This is a genomic window from Methanobrevibacter sp., assembly GCF_017432245.1.
Lineage (GTDB): Archaea > Methanobacteriota > Methanobacteria > Methanobacteriales > Methanobacteriaceae > Methanobrevibacter.
Genome location: NZ_JAFRJO010000040.1, coordinates 1 through 14,721 on the forward strand (window position 1 = coordinate 1; position 14,721 = coordinate 14,721).

The following is a 14,721-nucleotide window of genomic DNA, read 5'->3' on the forward strand; positions in this document are numbered from 1 at the left end:
ATAATAAAAATTTTAAAAAAAGAAAAAAAGATAAAATAGAAAAATAAGAAAAAAGGAATTATCTAAGGATTGTTTATAGCATCCTTGACCTTGTCAAAGATTCCTTTTTTGTAGACTTTTATTTCGTCTCCGCTTATTTCTCCAAATTGGATCAATAGCTTTTTCTGTTCTTTGGAGAGCTTTTGTGGAACAACCACTGTAATGTTTACATAAAGGTTACCTTTTCCTGCACGTCTCATGTAAGGCATACCTTGGTCCCTTAATCTGAATGTGGTTCCGCTTTGGGTTCCAGGTGGAATCTTAAGCTCGACTTCCCCATTGATTGTTGGAATGTCTACAGTGTCACCTAAACTTGCTTGGACAAAACTGATTTGCTTTTCATAGTAAAGGTTTGCACCATCTCTTTCAAAGTGTTCATGCCTTTTAATGTAAATCTCAACGTAAAGATCTCCATTTCCACCGCCAACATCTCCAACATTACCTTCACCGGAAACTCTTAAGCGGTTTCCACTTTCAACACCTGCAGGAATCTTGATGTTAAGGGTTTTGCTTTCCTTAACGGTTCCTCTACCTTTACAGTTGTGACATGGCTCCTTGATGATTTTACCGGTACCGTTACATTCGCCACATTGAACAACATTCATGACTTGTCCAAATAGGCTTTGTCTGATTTGTTTTCTTTGACCGGTACCTCCACAGGCAGGACAGGTTTCAACTTCACTTCCAGGTTCAGCTTTTGAACCGTTACAGACTGGGCAGAATACATCGTGTCTTACAGTGACTTCCTTATCAGCACCATTTGCTGCTTCCTCTAAAGTGATTTCGACTTCAGTGTAGATGTCGCTTCCTCTTCTTGGTCCGGAACTGCGAGACCTTGATCTGCCGGTACCGAAACCGAATAGATCGAAGATGTCTTCTATTCCGCCTCCTCCAAATCCTTGGAAGATGTCTTCGAAGTTCACGTTTCTGAAGATGTCTTCATTAGAGAAGCCTTCCATACCTGCATGACCGAATTGATCATATCTTGATCTTTTTTCCTCATCAGATAAAACAGCGTAAGCTTCACTGATCTCCTTGAACTTTTCAGTGGCTTCCTCTTTCTTATCCTCTTCCACAACGTCAGGATGGTATTTTCTAGCTAATTTACGGTAAGCCTTTTTGATTTCCTTCTCATCAGCGGTTTTGTCCACTCCGAGAACTTCATAATAGTCACGCTTCTCTGCCATTTCGTCACCTATAAACATTAATTGTAATTGATTATTTATTAATTCTTGATTTTTTCAATGATTTATATTTATTTTTAAAAATAGTATTGAACTATTAGTTAAAATTTAATTAAATTACCTAATCAGCAATTTTTTCTTAAAATGAAATAATTTAATTAAATTTCACCTAATGATAAGGTTACTAAATTAATTATTAGTTAATTTTAATATTTAAACTTAATTTAATTTATATATTCTATTTTGATTATTCGTCTTGATTTTTAATAACTATTTAAATAATAAAAAGAATTCTTTAGACATTAAAAGGTTGTAAGTGGCTAAGAAAAATCAAGGAGGAATGTCTAAAAGAATTCAATTTATTTTTTCTATTTTGAGAGGTTACTAAAATATGAAAATAAAAAAAATGATTAGATTAAAATTATTATTTTAATCTAAACTCATTCAAATCTATTTTTTCTCTTCGAATTCAGCATCGATAGTGCCGTCATCGTCATCTTGTGGTCCTGCTCCTGCGTTAGGATCAGCACCAGTTGCTCCAGCTGCACCTTGTGCTGCTTGTTGAGCTGCTGCAGCTTCTTGGTAGATTCTAGCACCAATGTCTTGAACTACTTTGGTAAGTTCATCGGTTTTCTCCTTGATTGCTGCAATGTCATCGCCGCTGATTAATTCTCTAAGTTCTGCAACTAATCTTTCAATGTTGGATCTTTCGTCATCAGAGACTTTGTCTTTGATTTCCTCTTCATTGATGGTTTTTTCTGCAGTGTAGATCATGGAGTCAGCATTGTTTCTAACTTCAATTTCTTCTTGTTTCTTTTTGTCTGCTTCAGCGTTCATTTCTGCTTCTTTGACAGCTTTTTCAATCTCTTCATCAGTTAATTTGGTAGATGAAGTGATGGTAATGGATTGTTCCTTACCTGTTCCCTTGTCTTGAGCAGTTACATTGATAATACCGTTTGCGTCAATATCGAAGGTAACTTCTATTTGAGGCATTCCTCTTGGTGCAGGAGGGATTCCTACTAATTGGAATCTTCCAAGAGTGGTGTTGTCTGCTGCCATTTTTCTTTCTCCTTGAACTACGTGAATGTCTACAGAAGGTTGGTTATCAGCTGCAGTTGAGAAGATTTGAGATTTTTTAGCAGGAATTGTAGTGTTTCTTTCGATAAGGGTAGTTGATACTCCACCTAAGGTTTCAATACCTAAGGATAATGGGGTAACGTCTAAGAGAACTAAATCTTTGATTTCTCCAGCGAGTACTCCACCTTGAATAGCTGCACCCATTGCTACACATTCCATTGGGTCAATTCCTCTTTCTACAGGTTTGCCAATGAAGTTTTCCACGAATTTTTGTACGATTGGCATTCTGGTAGGTCCACCAACAAGGATAATCTTGTCAATGTCATTTTTGGTCATTTTTGCATCATCTAATGCTTGTTTGATAGGTTGACCACATTTGTTTACGATAGGATCTACTAATTCTTCTAATTTTGCTCTGGTTAAATTGTTAATTAAGTTGTGAGGTTTACCGTCAGCACCCATGCAGATGAATGGTAAGTTTACTTCACTTGTTAAGGTAGTGGACAATTCGATTTTTGCCTTTTCAGCTGCTTCTCTTAATCTTTGAACAGCTTGGTCATCATTCATTAAGTCGATGCCTGTTTCAGCTTTGAATTCACTTGCTAAGTAGTTCATTAAAGCATTGTCCATGTCGGTACCACCAAGTTGGGTGTCCCCACTAGTGGATTGTACTTCAAATACTCCTCCACCAAATTCCATAATGGTTACGTCTAAGGTACCTCCACCTAAATCGAATACTAAAATGTTAACGTCATCATCGTCATCTTGCTTGTCGATACCATAAGCTAAACTTGCTGCAGTTGGTTCGTTTACAAGTCTTACTACATCAAGACCTGCAATGGTTCCTGCATCTTTGGTTGCAGTTCTTTGGTTGTCGTCAAAGTAAGCAGGTACGGTAATTACTGCCTTTTCGATTGGTTCTCCTAAGAAGGATTCTGCGTCTTTTTTGATTTTTTGCAAGATCTTTGCAGAAATCTCTTGTGGAGTGTATTGTTTGCCTTGGATAGTTACTTTGTAATCGGTACCCATTTTTCTTTTGATTGCACTGATGGTGTTTTCAGGGTTGGTTACAGCTTGTCTTCTTGCTGGTTCACCAACTAATTGTTGACCGTCTTCAGTGAATGCAACATAACTTGGGAATGCTTTACCGTATTGGCTTGCACCTTCTGCACTTGGGATAACGGTAGGTTTACCACCGACAAGTACAGATGCTGCAGAGTTACTAGTACCTAAGTCAATTCCAATAATTTTTTCTTTTTTAGTATCAGACATAGTTTTCACCTTTACATTTTGTTTTTAATAAAAGTTATTTTGATTTTTTAATTTTTTTAATTTTTTTAATTGTCAAATATTTTTAATTTTTTAAAATATTTGATTGATTTTGATTTTATAAAATTATTTTTAATAAATAATTTATGAATATGAATTTAATTGTATTTTTTATTCCTTCTTAGCCTTTTTGCAAACTCTAACTTTAGAGTATTTGATTACCTTATCCTTTAAGGTGTATCCTTTCATGAGTTCATCAACGATTTCATTGTTTTCATGATCTGGACTGTCTACAGTAAGCAAAGCTTCATGCTTGAATGGGTCGAACTTCTCTCCTACTGCAGGAATCTCTTCAACACCTTCCTTTTCTAAAGTATTTTTCATTTTAGAATAAATTAATTCCAAACCTTCTCTAAGTTCTTCTTCATTGCTTGAGTTTTCAAGAGCCCTTTCCATATCCTCATAGATATCCAGGAATTTAACAATAAGGCCTTCATTTGCATATCTTATTAGGTCTTGCTTTTGTTTTTCCCCTTGTTTTCTAAAGTTATCAAAGTCTGCTTGAAGTCTTTGAATATGAGATTTAAGCTCTATGATTTCTTCATCTTTCCTCTCAAGGTCTTTGGTTAATTTATCTAATTCGCTGTCTTCACTTTCATCTTCTTTTGATGGTTCTTCTTTGCCATCTTCATCTTGTGAAGACTCTTCCTTAGATTCAGAAGGGCTTTCTTCTTTATCTTCCTGAAGTTTGGATTGATCTTCCTCATCAATTTCTTCTTCAGATTTTTTAGTTTTATTTTTCTTAGCCATTTATTCACCTTTTATGAATTATCATAAAGTATTATAATGAAAGAGAAAGAGAGCGATAAGCTCCTTTAATATTTTGACTTTAATCAAAGAATTTAGATTTGTAGTTTCTATCATATGGGTTAATAGAAAAGTGTTTATGATTTTTAGATTTAGGGTGTGGACATAAATCTAATAAAATCTTTGTTTATAGTGTGATTTTTTAAGAGGATTTTGAAATGTTCTTTGATTTGTGTTTATCCAGTTCGTTATTATTTATTAGAATTTTATAGGTTTCTTATAATAACTTTTTGAGTTTAGGCCATTTATCAAGATAACTTTGATTTTTTGATTTGTTTAAGTTCTCTTTTTTATAAATAACCTTCGGATTTAGATTTTATTTTGTCAATTTATATTAAAGTAACAAAATGTTATCTTTCTCTATACTTATTATAGTAACAAAATGTTATATAAAGATTTCGGTTTTTAGTAACAAAAAGTTAATATAATACTTATGCCCATATTTTAGTATAGAGATATTAATATGAAAATATTAATTTGAATCTGTATAGAAATATCAATATACAAAATATCAATATAAAGAATTAAATATAAATTCATATATTATTTACTTTTTTAAAATGATGGAGGTCAAAATATGGAATATAACCAAAATCAGCATGATGATGATGTTGATATGGAAGCGATTCTTGATGTTATGGGATGTAAGACTAGGCGTGATATCATGGATCTCTTAAGGGAAGAGCCAAGATTTGTTAGTGAAATATCTCAAGAGCTCCAAATAGGTCAGAAAGCTATCATTGAGCATTTAAGGGCTATGGAAGATGTCGGTATTTTAACATCTTCAACAAAAAAAGTGGTTAGAGGCCGTCCTCGTAAGTATTATGACATGCCTAATGATGTGAATGTGCATATCACCATTACCAAGCATTCATTTAATGTAGCTATTTCTGAAGATATGCTAAATCCACAAAACGATATTAAGCAATTGCCTTCTGGTGATGAGTGGTCCAAATTATTGGATATTGAAAAAAGAATAGATCAAGGTCATACAGAAGCTATTGAAGAATTGAAAGCCCAAATACGTTTATATGACAACTTAAAGGAAAGAGCAGAATACATTTTAGAAAGAACTTATAATAGATATTAGATTATTAGAAAAATATCGATTATTAAAAATTAATTATTATAACATATAATATTATAATAATTTTTATAAAGATATTTTAATAATATAATGTTTATTATATTTTTATTATCTTTCTCATTTCACTTTTTTTACTCTTTTTATAAAAAATAGAATTAATTATAAAAATAATAATATTTGATTATTTTAATCTTTTTTATCTTATTTTCATTGATTATTTTAAAGATTCTTTAAATTTACTCCAGCAACTATTGCTTGTCCTAAGGACACTGAACCATCTCCCGGACAGGAATTGATGTGTTGAATAAATTTGAATCCCTCATTTTCCACAAATTCCTTGATATGCGCTGTGATTGCCTCGTTGTAGAATACTCCCCCAGTTGCACCAATTGTTTTGATTCCCTTTTCCTTTGCAGACTCTACAGCAAGCTTTGCAAGTCCAATGCTCACTGCCTTTTGTCCTGCAACAGCTATCTTATTGAGGTTTTCCCCTTCCTCAATCTTGTCTACAACATATCTCATTATTGCTGTAGTGTCAAGAATCATTCTTTTTCCATTTTCATCTTCATATTCCTTGATGATTATTGGGAAATCCTCGAGAGTGTCATCTTCCTTGTAATCATATGCATAGGATTCCAATTTCATGGAAGCTTCCCCTTCATAACTGCGTTTGTCACATATGTGGAGTGCAGTTGAAACGGAATCAAGAACCCTTCCGGTACTGGTGTTTATTCCAACATTGAGATTGGTTTCCAATTGCCTGAACAGGCTTTTGATTTCAATTGCTCCATGTTGGAAAGAGTCAATGTAATTGTTGTTCAAGAGTTCCTTTACATAATCTTCAGTGTACTTTTCACTTTCGTACTCACTATTAGTGTTAGACAATATGGCTGCAAGCATTCTCACAGGATATTTGGTACATAAATCTCCACCAGGCATCTTTTGAGGCATTAAGGAAGCAGTTCTCTCATATTCCCCAATGTTTGTGTATAATATTTCTCCTCCCCAAGAGTTGCCGTCTCCACCATAGCCCACTCCATCAGCAGCTATAATGATCATTTCATCGAAATTGTTGTTTTCAATAGATGAATTTTCATTACTTTCATTACTTTCATTTTTATAATGATCATTCAATAGTGAAATTCCATGAGCATGATGGTGCTGAACAGGTATCAATGGGCAATCGTATTTTTCAGCATATTCCTTTGCAAGCTTTGTAGTGAAGAATTGTGGATGCAAATCACATGCAATTGCATCGAAGCTTTCTGTTTTAGTAATCCTCATCATGTGCTTGATTGCTTCCTGAAGGAATTCATAGGTTCTGTACTTGTTTGTATTTCCAATATGTTGAGACACATAAGCTTTTGAGTTCTTGAGGATTGTAAATGTAACATCAAGTTCCGGTCCAAGTGCAAGAATATTGAGATTGTCAAATTCAGGATTTAGATTTGTGTATTTGCCCTTCAAGTCATAAGGTTCCGGTGTGTATCCTCTTGAACGTCTAATGAATGCAAGTTCATTGTTTCTGAATCTTGCTACAGAATCATCACATCTATTCAATATTCTTCTGTTGTGAATGAGATAATAGTCAGCTATTGTATCGAGGTTTTTGAGTATTTCCTCGTTTGTAATCATCATTGGCTCTCCAGGAACGTTAGCTGAAGTCATGATGTAAGCCGGAGTGTCTGTGTGATTGAATAAAAGATGATGCAAAGGAGCATATGGCAACATCACTCCAATGTTATGCAATCCTGGTGAAACTGACTGTGCAAAATCATAGCTTTCACTCTTTTTCAAGATAACGATAGGCCTTTCCTTTGACAGCATTGTTTCTTCTTCAGCATCTGATACAATTGCATACCCTTTAACTGTTTCAATGTCTGGGCTCATAACTGCAAATGCCTGGTTTTCTCTTCCTAACCTTTCCCTTAAAAGGCTTACAGTATCCTCAAGCATTACATTTGCAACCAAGTGTGTTCCACCGATTCCTTTTATTGCAAAGATCTTTCCTTCATCGAGAAGCCTTGCAGTATCTACTAAAGGATCTTCAGAGTCTATCTTCACTGGAGTTTGATTATCATTCTTATATAATTCTAAAAATGGTCCGCAGACTTCACAGCAGCTTGCTTCTGCATGATAACGTCTATCCAATGGGTTTTTATATTCCACTTCACATTCATCGCATAATGGGAAGTCATCCATGGTGGTCTTATCTCTGTCATAAGGCACATTTTCAATAACTGTAAAACGAGGGCCGCAATCTGTACATGCATTGAATGGGTAATTGTATCTTCTGTTGTTTGGGTCGTTTATCTCTTCCAAACACTTATCGCAGATTGCCAAATCAGGTGGAATGACAGATGTTCCTGAGAAACTGTCTGAACTTTCCTTGATTGTAAAATCAGCATAATCTTCCTTCTCATCAAGCTCTTCAGTTTCCAAATTGTTTATTTTAGCTATTGGCGGAAGCTCATTCTGGAGTTTGTATATGAAATCAGCTATTTTATCATCTGAACCTTGGATAATTATTTCTACAACATTTCCCAAGTTTCTGACATAACCTGTCAATTCCAATTCAGTAGCTATTCTATATACGAAGGGTCTGAATCCTACTCCCTGTACAATCCCTTCAACCAATACCTTTTCTGTTTTCATGGTCACCATCTAAAATAAAATCATAAAAAAACAAATAAATTATAATCAAATAAAATATAATTTATAATCAATATATTAATTATATATTATAGTAATTATAAATCTTTTTAATATAATATTTTCTATTATGATGAGATTTATTAAATTTTAAAAAATTTATTTTAATAAATTTTATAATGTTTGTGATAAAATGAAAGAAATTCTTAAAAGTCTTGCTGAAGGTAAAATTTCAATTGAAGAATGTGAGACTCTTTTAAAGGCTGAAAGCATTAGGGAATTAGATGAAGTGGCTCAAATTGACACTTCCCGTAAGGACAGGACAGGATTTCCAGAAGCTATTTTAGCAGATAGCAAGGATTATGATGATTTGCTATTTATCATTAAAAGATTTTTTGAAAAACAGGAATCTGGCAGTGATTCAATCGAATTGAAAAACAACATCATCATTACAAGATTATCTAAGGAAAGGTATGAATCATTAGCAAATGATCTGGATTATCTTCTTGAAAAGGGAATTAAGTTTGATTACAATAAAAGAGCTAAGATTCTAATAATCTATAAGGATGCATTAGTCAATTTCAATCCTGAATATGCTAAAGTGGGAATTTTAACTGCAGGAACTTCAGATATTGCAATAGCTGAAGAGGCTAAAGTCATTGTTGAACAGGGAGGATGCGAAGCTATCACCTCCTATGATATAGGTGTTGCAGGAATCCATAGGTTGTTCCCACAGATTGCATATATGGTGGAAGAGGATGTCTGTGCATTCATTGTCTGCGCAGGAATGGAAGGGGCATTGCCTTCTGTTGTTGCAGGTTTGGTGGATGTTCCTGTAATAGCTGTTCCAACTTCAGTAGGTTATGGTGTTGGTGCAGACGGGAAGGCAGCATTGTATTCCATGTTGCAGTCTTGCGCTCCTGGTTTGGCTGTTGTCAATATTGACAATGGATTCGGTGCGGGAGTCTATGCATTGACCATTGCCAAAAACATTGCTAAAAGAGTAAGGATGTCTAAAGAATAATTTTTTTTTTTAATTGATTTTAAGTTTATATATGGTGTTTGTATTGATTTTTAGAGATTTCGATCCGGAAATTCATGATGTTTATAAAGTGGCTGAACTGATCTATGATGTTGATTATAGAACATTCAAGCATGTTTTCAAATCAAAGGAAGAAGGTGTGGAAGCAATTAAAAACAGATTGCTTTTGATTGATTTTGCAAAGGAAGCGGAAGTGGATGAAAATGATCTGTTCTATGTCTTCTTTGATGATGATGACACAGAGGAAAAGGAAATCATTGGAATGTTCAATGGAGGAAAAGGAGTCCAGCATTCCCTTTTTGGAGATATAAAAAATCAATTCAAGACTCTTAAGTTCTCTGAAGCATTAGGTCTTTCAAAAGTCTCTTTCATGGATAATTTCGTTTTGGTTGATGTTGAGGATGATGACTTTTACATTTGTGAATTGGCCATTTGCTCAAATCAAAGGGGAAAGGGTTATGGTACTGAAGCTTTGGATCAATTGATTCAGCTTGCAAAAGACTTGGATTGCAGAAGAGTGGTTTTGGATGCAGACTTTAGAAATGATGGTGCATTCAGATTATACAGTTCTAAAGGATTTAAAATTTTCAATAAAAAATCATTTGGTGTTCCTGGCAAAAAAAGAGGGATGCGAAATATGGAGTTAATTCTCAAATAGCTGTTTTAAGCTATTATTTTTTTATTTTTTAAATTTATTCGTAATTATTCAAACTACTTGTCCTTTCATAAAAAAAGAAGATGATTATTGAAAGAATTATTTTCTTCTTCTTTCAAACTCTTCTAGAATTTCATCAAATTCCACTCCTTTGTATGCTAAAAGGAGCAATGTATGAAATATCAAGTCAACAGATTCATAAACCAAGTTCTCATCATTTTTAGAAGCGATGAGAGTTTCCCCACACTCTTCAGCTATTTTTTCAAGAATCTTATCCTCTGCCTTCTTGTCGCTGTCTTTCATAATGTTTGAAGTGTATGAGTCTATTGGTGAATCCCTGCGACTTTCCAATACTTCATAAACATCTCTTAAAATCTTGTCATCTGCCATCAATTCACTTCCCTAAGAAATTCTTAGCGTTTTTGTTGGGAATTTTTAATAGTTTCAGTAATTGCAATCAATGGATGTTGGTCATCATCAATGATTGTAATGTCATTAAATGAATTCAATCCTTGCTTTTCAGCGGTTTTTTCCATACCTAACCTAATGTCCTTATGGAAATCCACAACATAGGAATCGATTTTGTCCAATCCTAATTTTACAGAAGCCACTGCTCTGTGGTGTCCATCCACTAATATGTATCTGTCTCCACTTTTAACTACAATGGTCGGTTCTGCTAATCCTTTTTCAAGTTCATAGGTTCTTCCTTGCAATTCATCTGCATAAACCCTGTCCTGTGTAGGTCTTATTTTATCTACAGGAACTTGCTCTCTTGTTAATGTGGTTTTAATGTCATAGAGTTTTTCCATGGTTTCCTTGAATGCATTCACTTTAGTTGGAGTTGACCTTTCAATATGTGACCTTACAATATCTGTGTTGGTCATGATTCCTTTCACATGTCTTTGCTTATCAACAACTGGAAGTCTTGAAATACCATGCCTGAACATCACTCTTGATGCATCGTTGATATGCATATCCTCTCTTGCAACGATTACATCTGTAGACATTATTCCGCTAACTTGATTAGTTACCCAATCCTTTAGCAATAAGTCGTATGCAGTGATAATTCCAACGATCTGTCCATCCTCATCAACAACAGGATAACCGTCGTGCTTTGTTTGCTTCATTAATTTAATAACATCATTATTGAGAGTATCATATTTTACTGTAAATACATCTTTTGTCATGTAGTCTCTTACTGTTGCCTTTTCTGTATCCATAATCACCCTCCTGTATTGTAATTAAATTTTTGATAATTATAAAGAAATATTGAAGAATGATTATTCTTCAAGCAATTCTTTTAAGATTTTTACAGTTTCTCTTGGGTCTGCTTTACCTTTGGTTAATCTCATCACTTGACCCATCAAGAAGTTCAATGCACCTTTTTCACCGTTGTGGTAATCATCTACAGCTTTAGGGTTTTCTTCAACTGCTTGTTTAGCTGCAGCTTGAACTTCATCATCTTTAACTACACCAATCAATCCTAACTCTTCTGCTATTTGTTTTGGAGTTTGCTTGTTGTTTGGCATTTGTTCAATGATTCTTTGACCTGCTTTAGTGGTGATTTCCTTATTTAAGAGCATATTCAAGAATTCAATCAAGTCATCTGCCAAGATTCCACTTTCTGCAAAGTCAAGCTTATTGTATGTCAATACCCTTTTAAGTTCATCTCTCATCCATTTAGCTGCAAATTTAGGGTCAACTTCTTTAGCCACTTCTTCGTAGCATTGAGCTAAATCAAGTTCTGAGGTAAGCACTTTTGCAGATTCCTCATCGATTCCATATTCTTCAACAAATCTTTTCACTTTGTTGTGTGGCGCTTCAGGCATCACATCAAGAACCTTGTTGATTTGGTCATCGCTGATTTTCATTGGTGGCAAATCAGGATCTGGGATGAATCTGTAGTCATCTGCATTTTCCTTATCCCTCATTGAAACGGTAATCATTTGTGATTCTAGGAAAGCTCTGGTTTCCTGTTTGACTTCACGGCCTCTTTTCAAGAGATTTTTTTGTCTGATCACTTCGAAGTTCAATGCCTTGTATGCACCTTTAATGGAGTTGATGTTTTTCATTTCCACTCTGTTTCCACCATTGATGGAAACGTTTACATCTGCTCTCATAGTACCTTCTCCACGAGCTCCTCCACTGTATTCCAATACTCTGATAAGCTCTTTTAAGAAGTTACGTGCTTCTTCCGGTGAATGCATATCAGGTTCAGTTACGATTTCGATAAGCGGAATTCCGGAACGGTTGAAGTCTACAATACCTCTATCAGGTTTGAATTGTCCAGGGTCCTCTTCCATGTGAATTTCTCTGATTCTTACACCGTTCAATTCACCTTCGTAACCTATTGGCACGGAAGTTTTTTGATATCCGCAAGGCAAGTCAGGATAATCGTAGTGTTTTCTCATGAAATAAGTAAAGTTCTTGTCAATTTTACAGTTAAGCATCAATGAAATCATTAAAGCGTTTTCTATAGCTTTTTCATTGGTTGGAAATGGTTTAGCACCTGGTTGGTTTAAACATACTGGGCAAACGTTTGTGTTTGCTGGTGCTTCTTGATAGTTTGTTGGACAGTTACAGAATAACTTTGAATCGGTTTCAAGTTGTACGTGTATCTCAAGTCCACACATCATATTTACGTCTATATTAATCCCTCCAAGGATTTTTAAAAATCATATTAATTGTTTTTTTTTAATGAAATAAGAATAAGTAGTTAATAGAAATAAGCAGTTAACTTAGGAAAAGTTTTTTAAAAGTTATGTTAATTAACTATAAATTCATATTATGTTAATTTATGTACTATTATATTTATAAAGATTTTCTTTATATAAAATATTAGATATTAAAAGTATTAAAAAAACGAGAATTATTTATATTTGTTTTTCAAGGAATCTTTAATGTATCTTTTGATGTATTGATCTAATTCTGGACTTATTTCACTTTTTTCAGGACCTAATTTGTTTTTGTCTGTAAAGGTTCCTTTAAGTGTTCTTCCAGTCCATTTGACTTCTTCTTCAACTCTTTTACCATATTTTGTACCGAACATTTTAAAGAGTGGGAATTTAGTGATTCCATTAGCTCCACTTAAAATAAGTATTCCTATATTCGCTAAGTTGTCAGTCCAGGTTCCACAGATAATTTCCAAATCTGGAAATTCCAGTCTTATTGTGGAGACTACTTTAGCGTAGTATAATGATGCTGGTTGGGAACTGTTTACATATTCAGTTTCTGGGTGGGGATTTAAGGAATAGAAAATCACTCTATCGATTTTATGGGCTCTGATGTAATCTTTCAAGTATTCCACATCTTCAAAGCTTTCTCCAAGGCCTAAGATTATTGTAATCGCTTTCTTAAATCCTAAATCTCCTGCCTTATCCAACATATCACTTATTTGGTCCAATGGCTTGCTTGGGCAAACGACCTTTTGAAACTCTGGATTTGCAGCTTCAACAGCACCTGTGATTCCTTTAATTTCAGAGCCATATTCCTCCAATTCAGAGGTGATTCCAGTGTTTAGCCAAACTCCATCGCCTGTAATTGAGTGTATGTTTTCAGCTATTGATTTGATTTCTGAAGTAGTGAATGATTTATATCCTCCTGATAGGAATTCTATATTCCATCCAAGTCTGCTGCACATTTCAGCTTCTGCCAATATATTATTCACTCTACGTTTTGCTTTGGTAGGATCCTTGATTTTGTTTTTTTGAGTGCTCATATAGCAGAATTTGCAGTCTCCCTTATCACACCACCATGATAAAAAAACAGCTCTTTCTAAGCTTATTTCAGTATATCCTTTTTTTAAGCTAAGATTATTTGCTTTGGTGACTAATTCAAGTGTTTCAATGCTGTTTATATTATTCATGGTTTTGCCCTTTGCTTTCTTTTCTTTATTAAATTATATCATATTCTTATATATTAAATTTTTTAAATAAGAGTTGTGGCGTCTTTATTTATCGATATTTTTTATCGAAACATTTATATAGTATGTTAATCAACATATTATTACTGTCTTTATACAGTGTTAATTTTTATAAAACTTGATTTGCAAGCATGGGTTGTTTTGCCGTCGTAGCTCAGTAGGTAGAGCGTTCGGCTGTTAACCGATTGGTCACAGGTTCGAGCCCTGTCGACGGCGTTTTTGGGCCCATAGCTTAGCCAGGTAGAGCGCTCGGCTCATAACCGGGATGTCATGGGTTCGAATCCCATTGGGCCCATTGCATATTCTAGTTTTATCATAGGTTTTTTATTGCTCCGATGGTGTAGTCCGGCCAATCATTTCGGCCTTTCGAGCCGAAGACTCGGGTTCGAATCCCGGTCGGAGCATTTTTTATATTTGAAAGATATTTGGGAATCTCCTTCCCTCTCTAAGTAGCGGGGGTGTCCGAGCGGCCAAAGGAGACAGGCTTAGGACCTGTTGACGCAGGTCTACCAGGGTTCGAATCCCTGCTCCCGCATATTCTTTTATGGTTATTATTTTTATCCTATATAGGTATTTTTCATGCCGGGGTAGGGTAGGCGGTCATCCTACGGGACTGTGGATCCTGTGACTCGGGTTCAAATCTCGGCCCCGGCCCCATTTTTAAACTTTTTTTATTACTTCATCTCTTTTTAGATTACTATTTTTTTCATATTTTTAATTTTATTTCATATTTTTAATTTATTTTCATATTTTTCATTTATTTCATCCATTTATTTTTCATATTACTTTTCAAATGCTCTAACTGCTTTTATTTATATGTAAAGAAATAAACTAAATATAATTAGGTTACATTTTAAGTGGGTTTTAATATGGCTAAAAAAGGTTCAGCTGAGGAAAGAGATTTAGTTCATAAATTATGGGATAGAG

At 34.4% G+C, this 14,721-nt stretch carries 11 protein-coding genes and 5 tRNA genes; 8 read left to right on the forward strand and 8 right to left on the reverse strand.

The genetic code is table 11. The features are described from left to right. Positions 1–62 precede the first annotated feature (62 nt). The 3 genes from dnaJ to IJI80_RS03490 form a co-directional block, all read right to left on the reverse strand. A complete protein-coding gene (gene dnaJ, locus IJI80_RS03480) occupies positions 63–1,226 on the reverse strand; it encodes a molecular chaperone DnaJ (protein WP_292787679.1) in 1,164 nt (387 codons plus the stop codon). Positions 1,227–1,673: 447 nt separating this feature from the next. Further along, positions 1,674–3,572: a molecular chaperone DnaK gene (dnaK, locus tag IJI80_RS03485; RefSeq protein WP_292787681.1), complete on the reverse strand. Its 1,899-nt coding sequence runs from the start codon at positions 3,570–3,572 to the stop codon at positions 1,674–1,676. A gap of 168 nt (positions 3,573–3,740) precedes the next feature. Continuing rightward, the gene (locus tag IJI80_RS03490) at positions 3,741–4,379 is read right to left on the reverse strand and encodes a nucleotide exchange factor GrpE (RefSeq protein ID WP_292787683.1); all 639 of its coding nucleotides are present in this window, start codon (positions 4,377–4,379) and stop codon (positions 3,741–3,743) included. 634 nt (positions 4,380–5,013) lie between these two features. Between IJI80_RS03490 and IJI80_RS03495 the strand changes: the two genes are divergently transcribed. After that, entirely contained in the window at positions 5,014–5,526 is a 513-nt protein-coding gene (locus IJI80_RS03495) for an ArsR family transcriptional regulator (protein ID WP_292787685.1), read from the forward strand. A gap of 216 nt (positions 5,527–5,742) precedes the next feature. Here the strand turns inward: IJI80_RS03495 and hypF are convergent, their stop codons facing one another. Then, a complete protein-coding gene (hypF, locus tag IJI80_RS03500) occupies positions 5,743–8,178 on the reverse strand; it encodes a carbamoyltransferase HypF (RefSeq protein WP_292787687.1) in 2,436 nt (811 codons plus the stop codon). A 190-nt stretch (positions 8,179–8,368) separates the two neighbouring features. On the opposite strand from hypF, the gene larB reads away from it, so the two are divergent. Both larB and IJI80_RS03510 read left to right on the forward strand, forming a co-directional pair. Next, complete coding sequence (gene larB, locus IJI80_RS03505) at positions 8,369–9,199, forward strand: nickel pincer cofactor biosynthesis protein LarB (RefSeq protein ID WP_292787689.1); 831 nt, start codon at positions 8,369–8,371, stop codon at positions 9,197–9,199. 43 nt (positions 9,200–9,242) lie between these two features. Then, a complete protein-coding gene (locus IJI80_RS03510) occupies positions 9,243–9,875 on the forward strand; it encodes a GNAT family N-acetyltransferase (protein ID WP_292787691.1) in 633 nt (210 codons plus the stop codon). Between the two features lie 96 nt (positions 9,876–9,971). Here IJI80_RS03510 and hisE read toward each other — a convergent pair whose 3' ends face one another. From hisE to IJI80_RS03530, 4 genes are all read right to left on the reverse strand, one after another. Next, positions 9,972–10,262 (reverse strand): phosphoribosyl-ATP diphosphatase, encoded by a 291-nt coding sequence (gene hisE, locus IJI80_RS03515; protein WP_292787692.1) that lies wholly within the window; start codon positions 10,260–10,262, stop codon positions 9,972–9,974. Between the two features lie 23 nt (positions 10,263–10,285). Then, on the reverse strand, positions 10,286–11,092 hold the full coding sequence (locus tag IJI80_RS03520) for a CBS domain-containing protein (protein ID WP_292787694.1): 807 nt from the start codon (positions 11,090–11,092) through the stop codon (positions 10,286–10,288). 60 nt (positions 11,093–11,152) lie between these two features. Then, entirely contained in the window at positions 11,153–12,508 is a 1,356-nt protein-coding gene (gatB, locus tag IJI80_RS03525; protein ID WP_292787695.1) for an Asp-tRNA(Asn)/Glu-tRNA(Gln) amidotransferase subunit GatB, read from the reverse strand. A gap of 233 nt (positions 12,509–12,741) precedes the next feature. After that, positions 12,742–13,737: a radical SAM protein gene (locus IJI80_RS03530; protein ID WP_292787696.1), complete on the reverse strand. Its 996-nt coding sequence runs from the start codon at positions 13,735–13,737 to the stop codon at positions 12,742–12,744. 200 nt (positions 13,738–13,937) lie between these two features. Between IJI80_RS03530 and IJI80_RS03535 the strand changes: the two genes are divergently transcribed. The 5 genes from IJI80_RS03535 (at position 13,938) to IJI80_RS03555 (ending at position 14,451) form a co-directional block, all read left to right on the forward strand. Continuing rightward, a tRNA-Asn gene (locus IJI80_RS03535) sits at positions 13,938–14,010 on the forward strand. Between the two features lie 5 nt (positions 14,011–14,015). After that, positions 14,016–14,089, forward strand: a tRNA-Ile gene (locus IJI80_RS03540). Between the two features lie 34 nt (positions 14,090–14,123). Next, positions 14,124–14,198 (forward strand) — tRNA-Glu (locus IJI80_RS03545). Positions 14,199–14,246: 48 nt separating this feature from the next. After that, a tRNA-Leu gene (locus tag IJI80_RS03550) sits at positions 14,247–14,329 on the forward strand. Between the two features lie 46 nt (positions 14,330–14,375). Further along, positions 14,376–14,451, forward strand: a tRNA-His gene (locus IJI80_RS03555). Positions 14,452–14,721 lie beyond the last annotated feature (270 nt).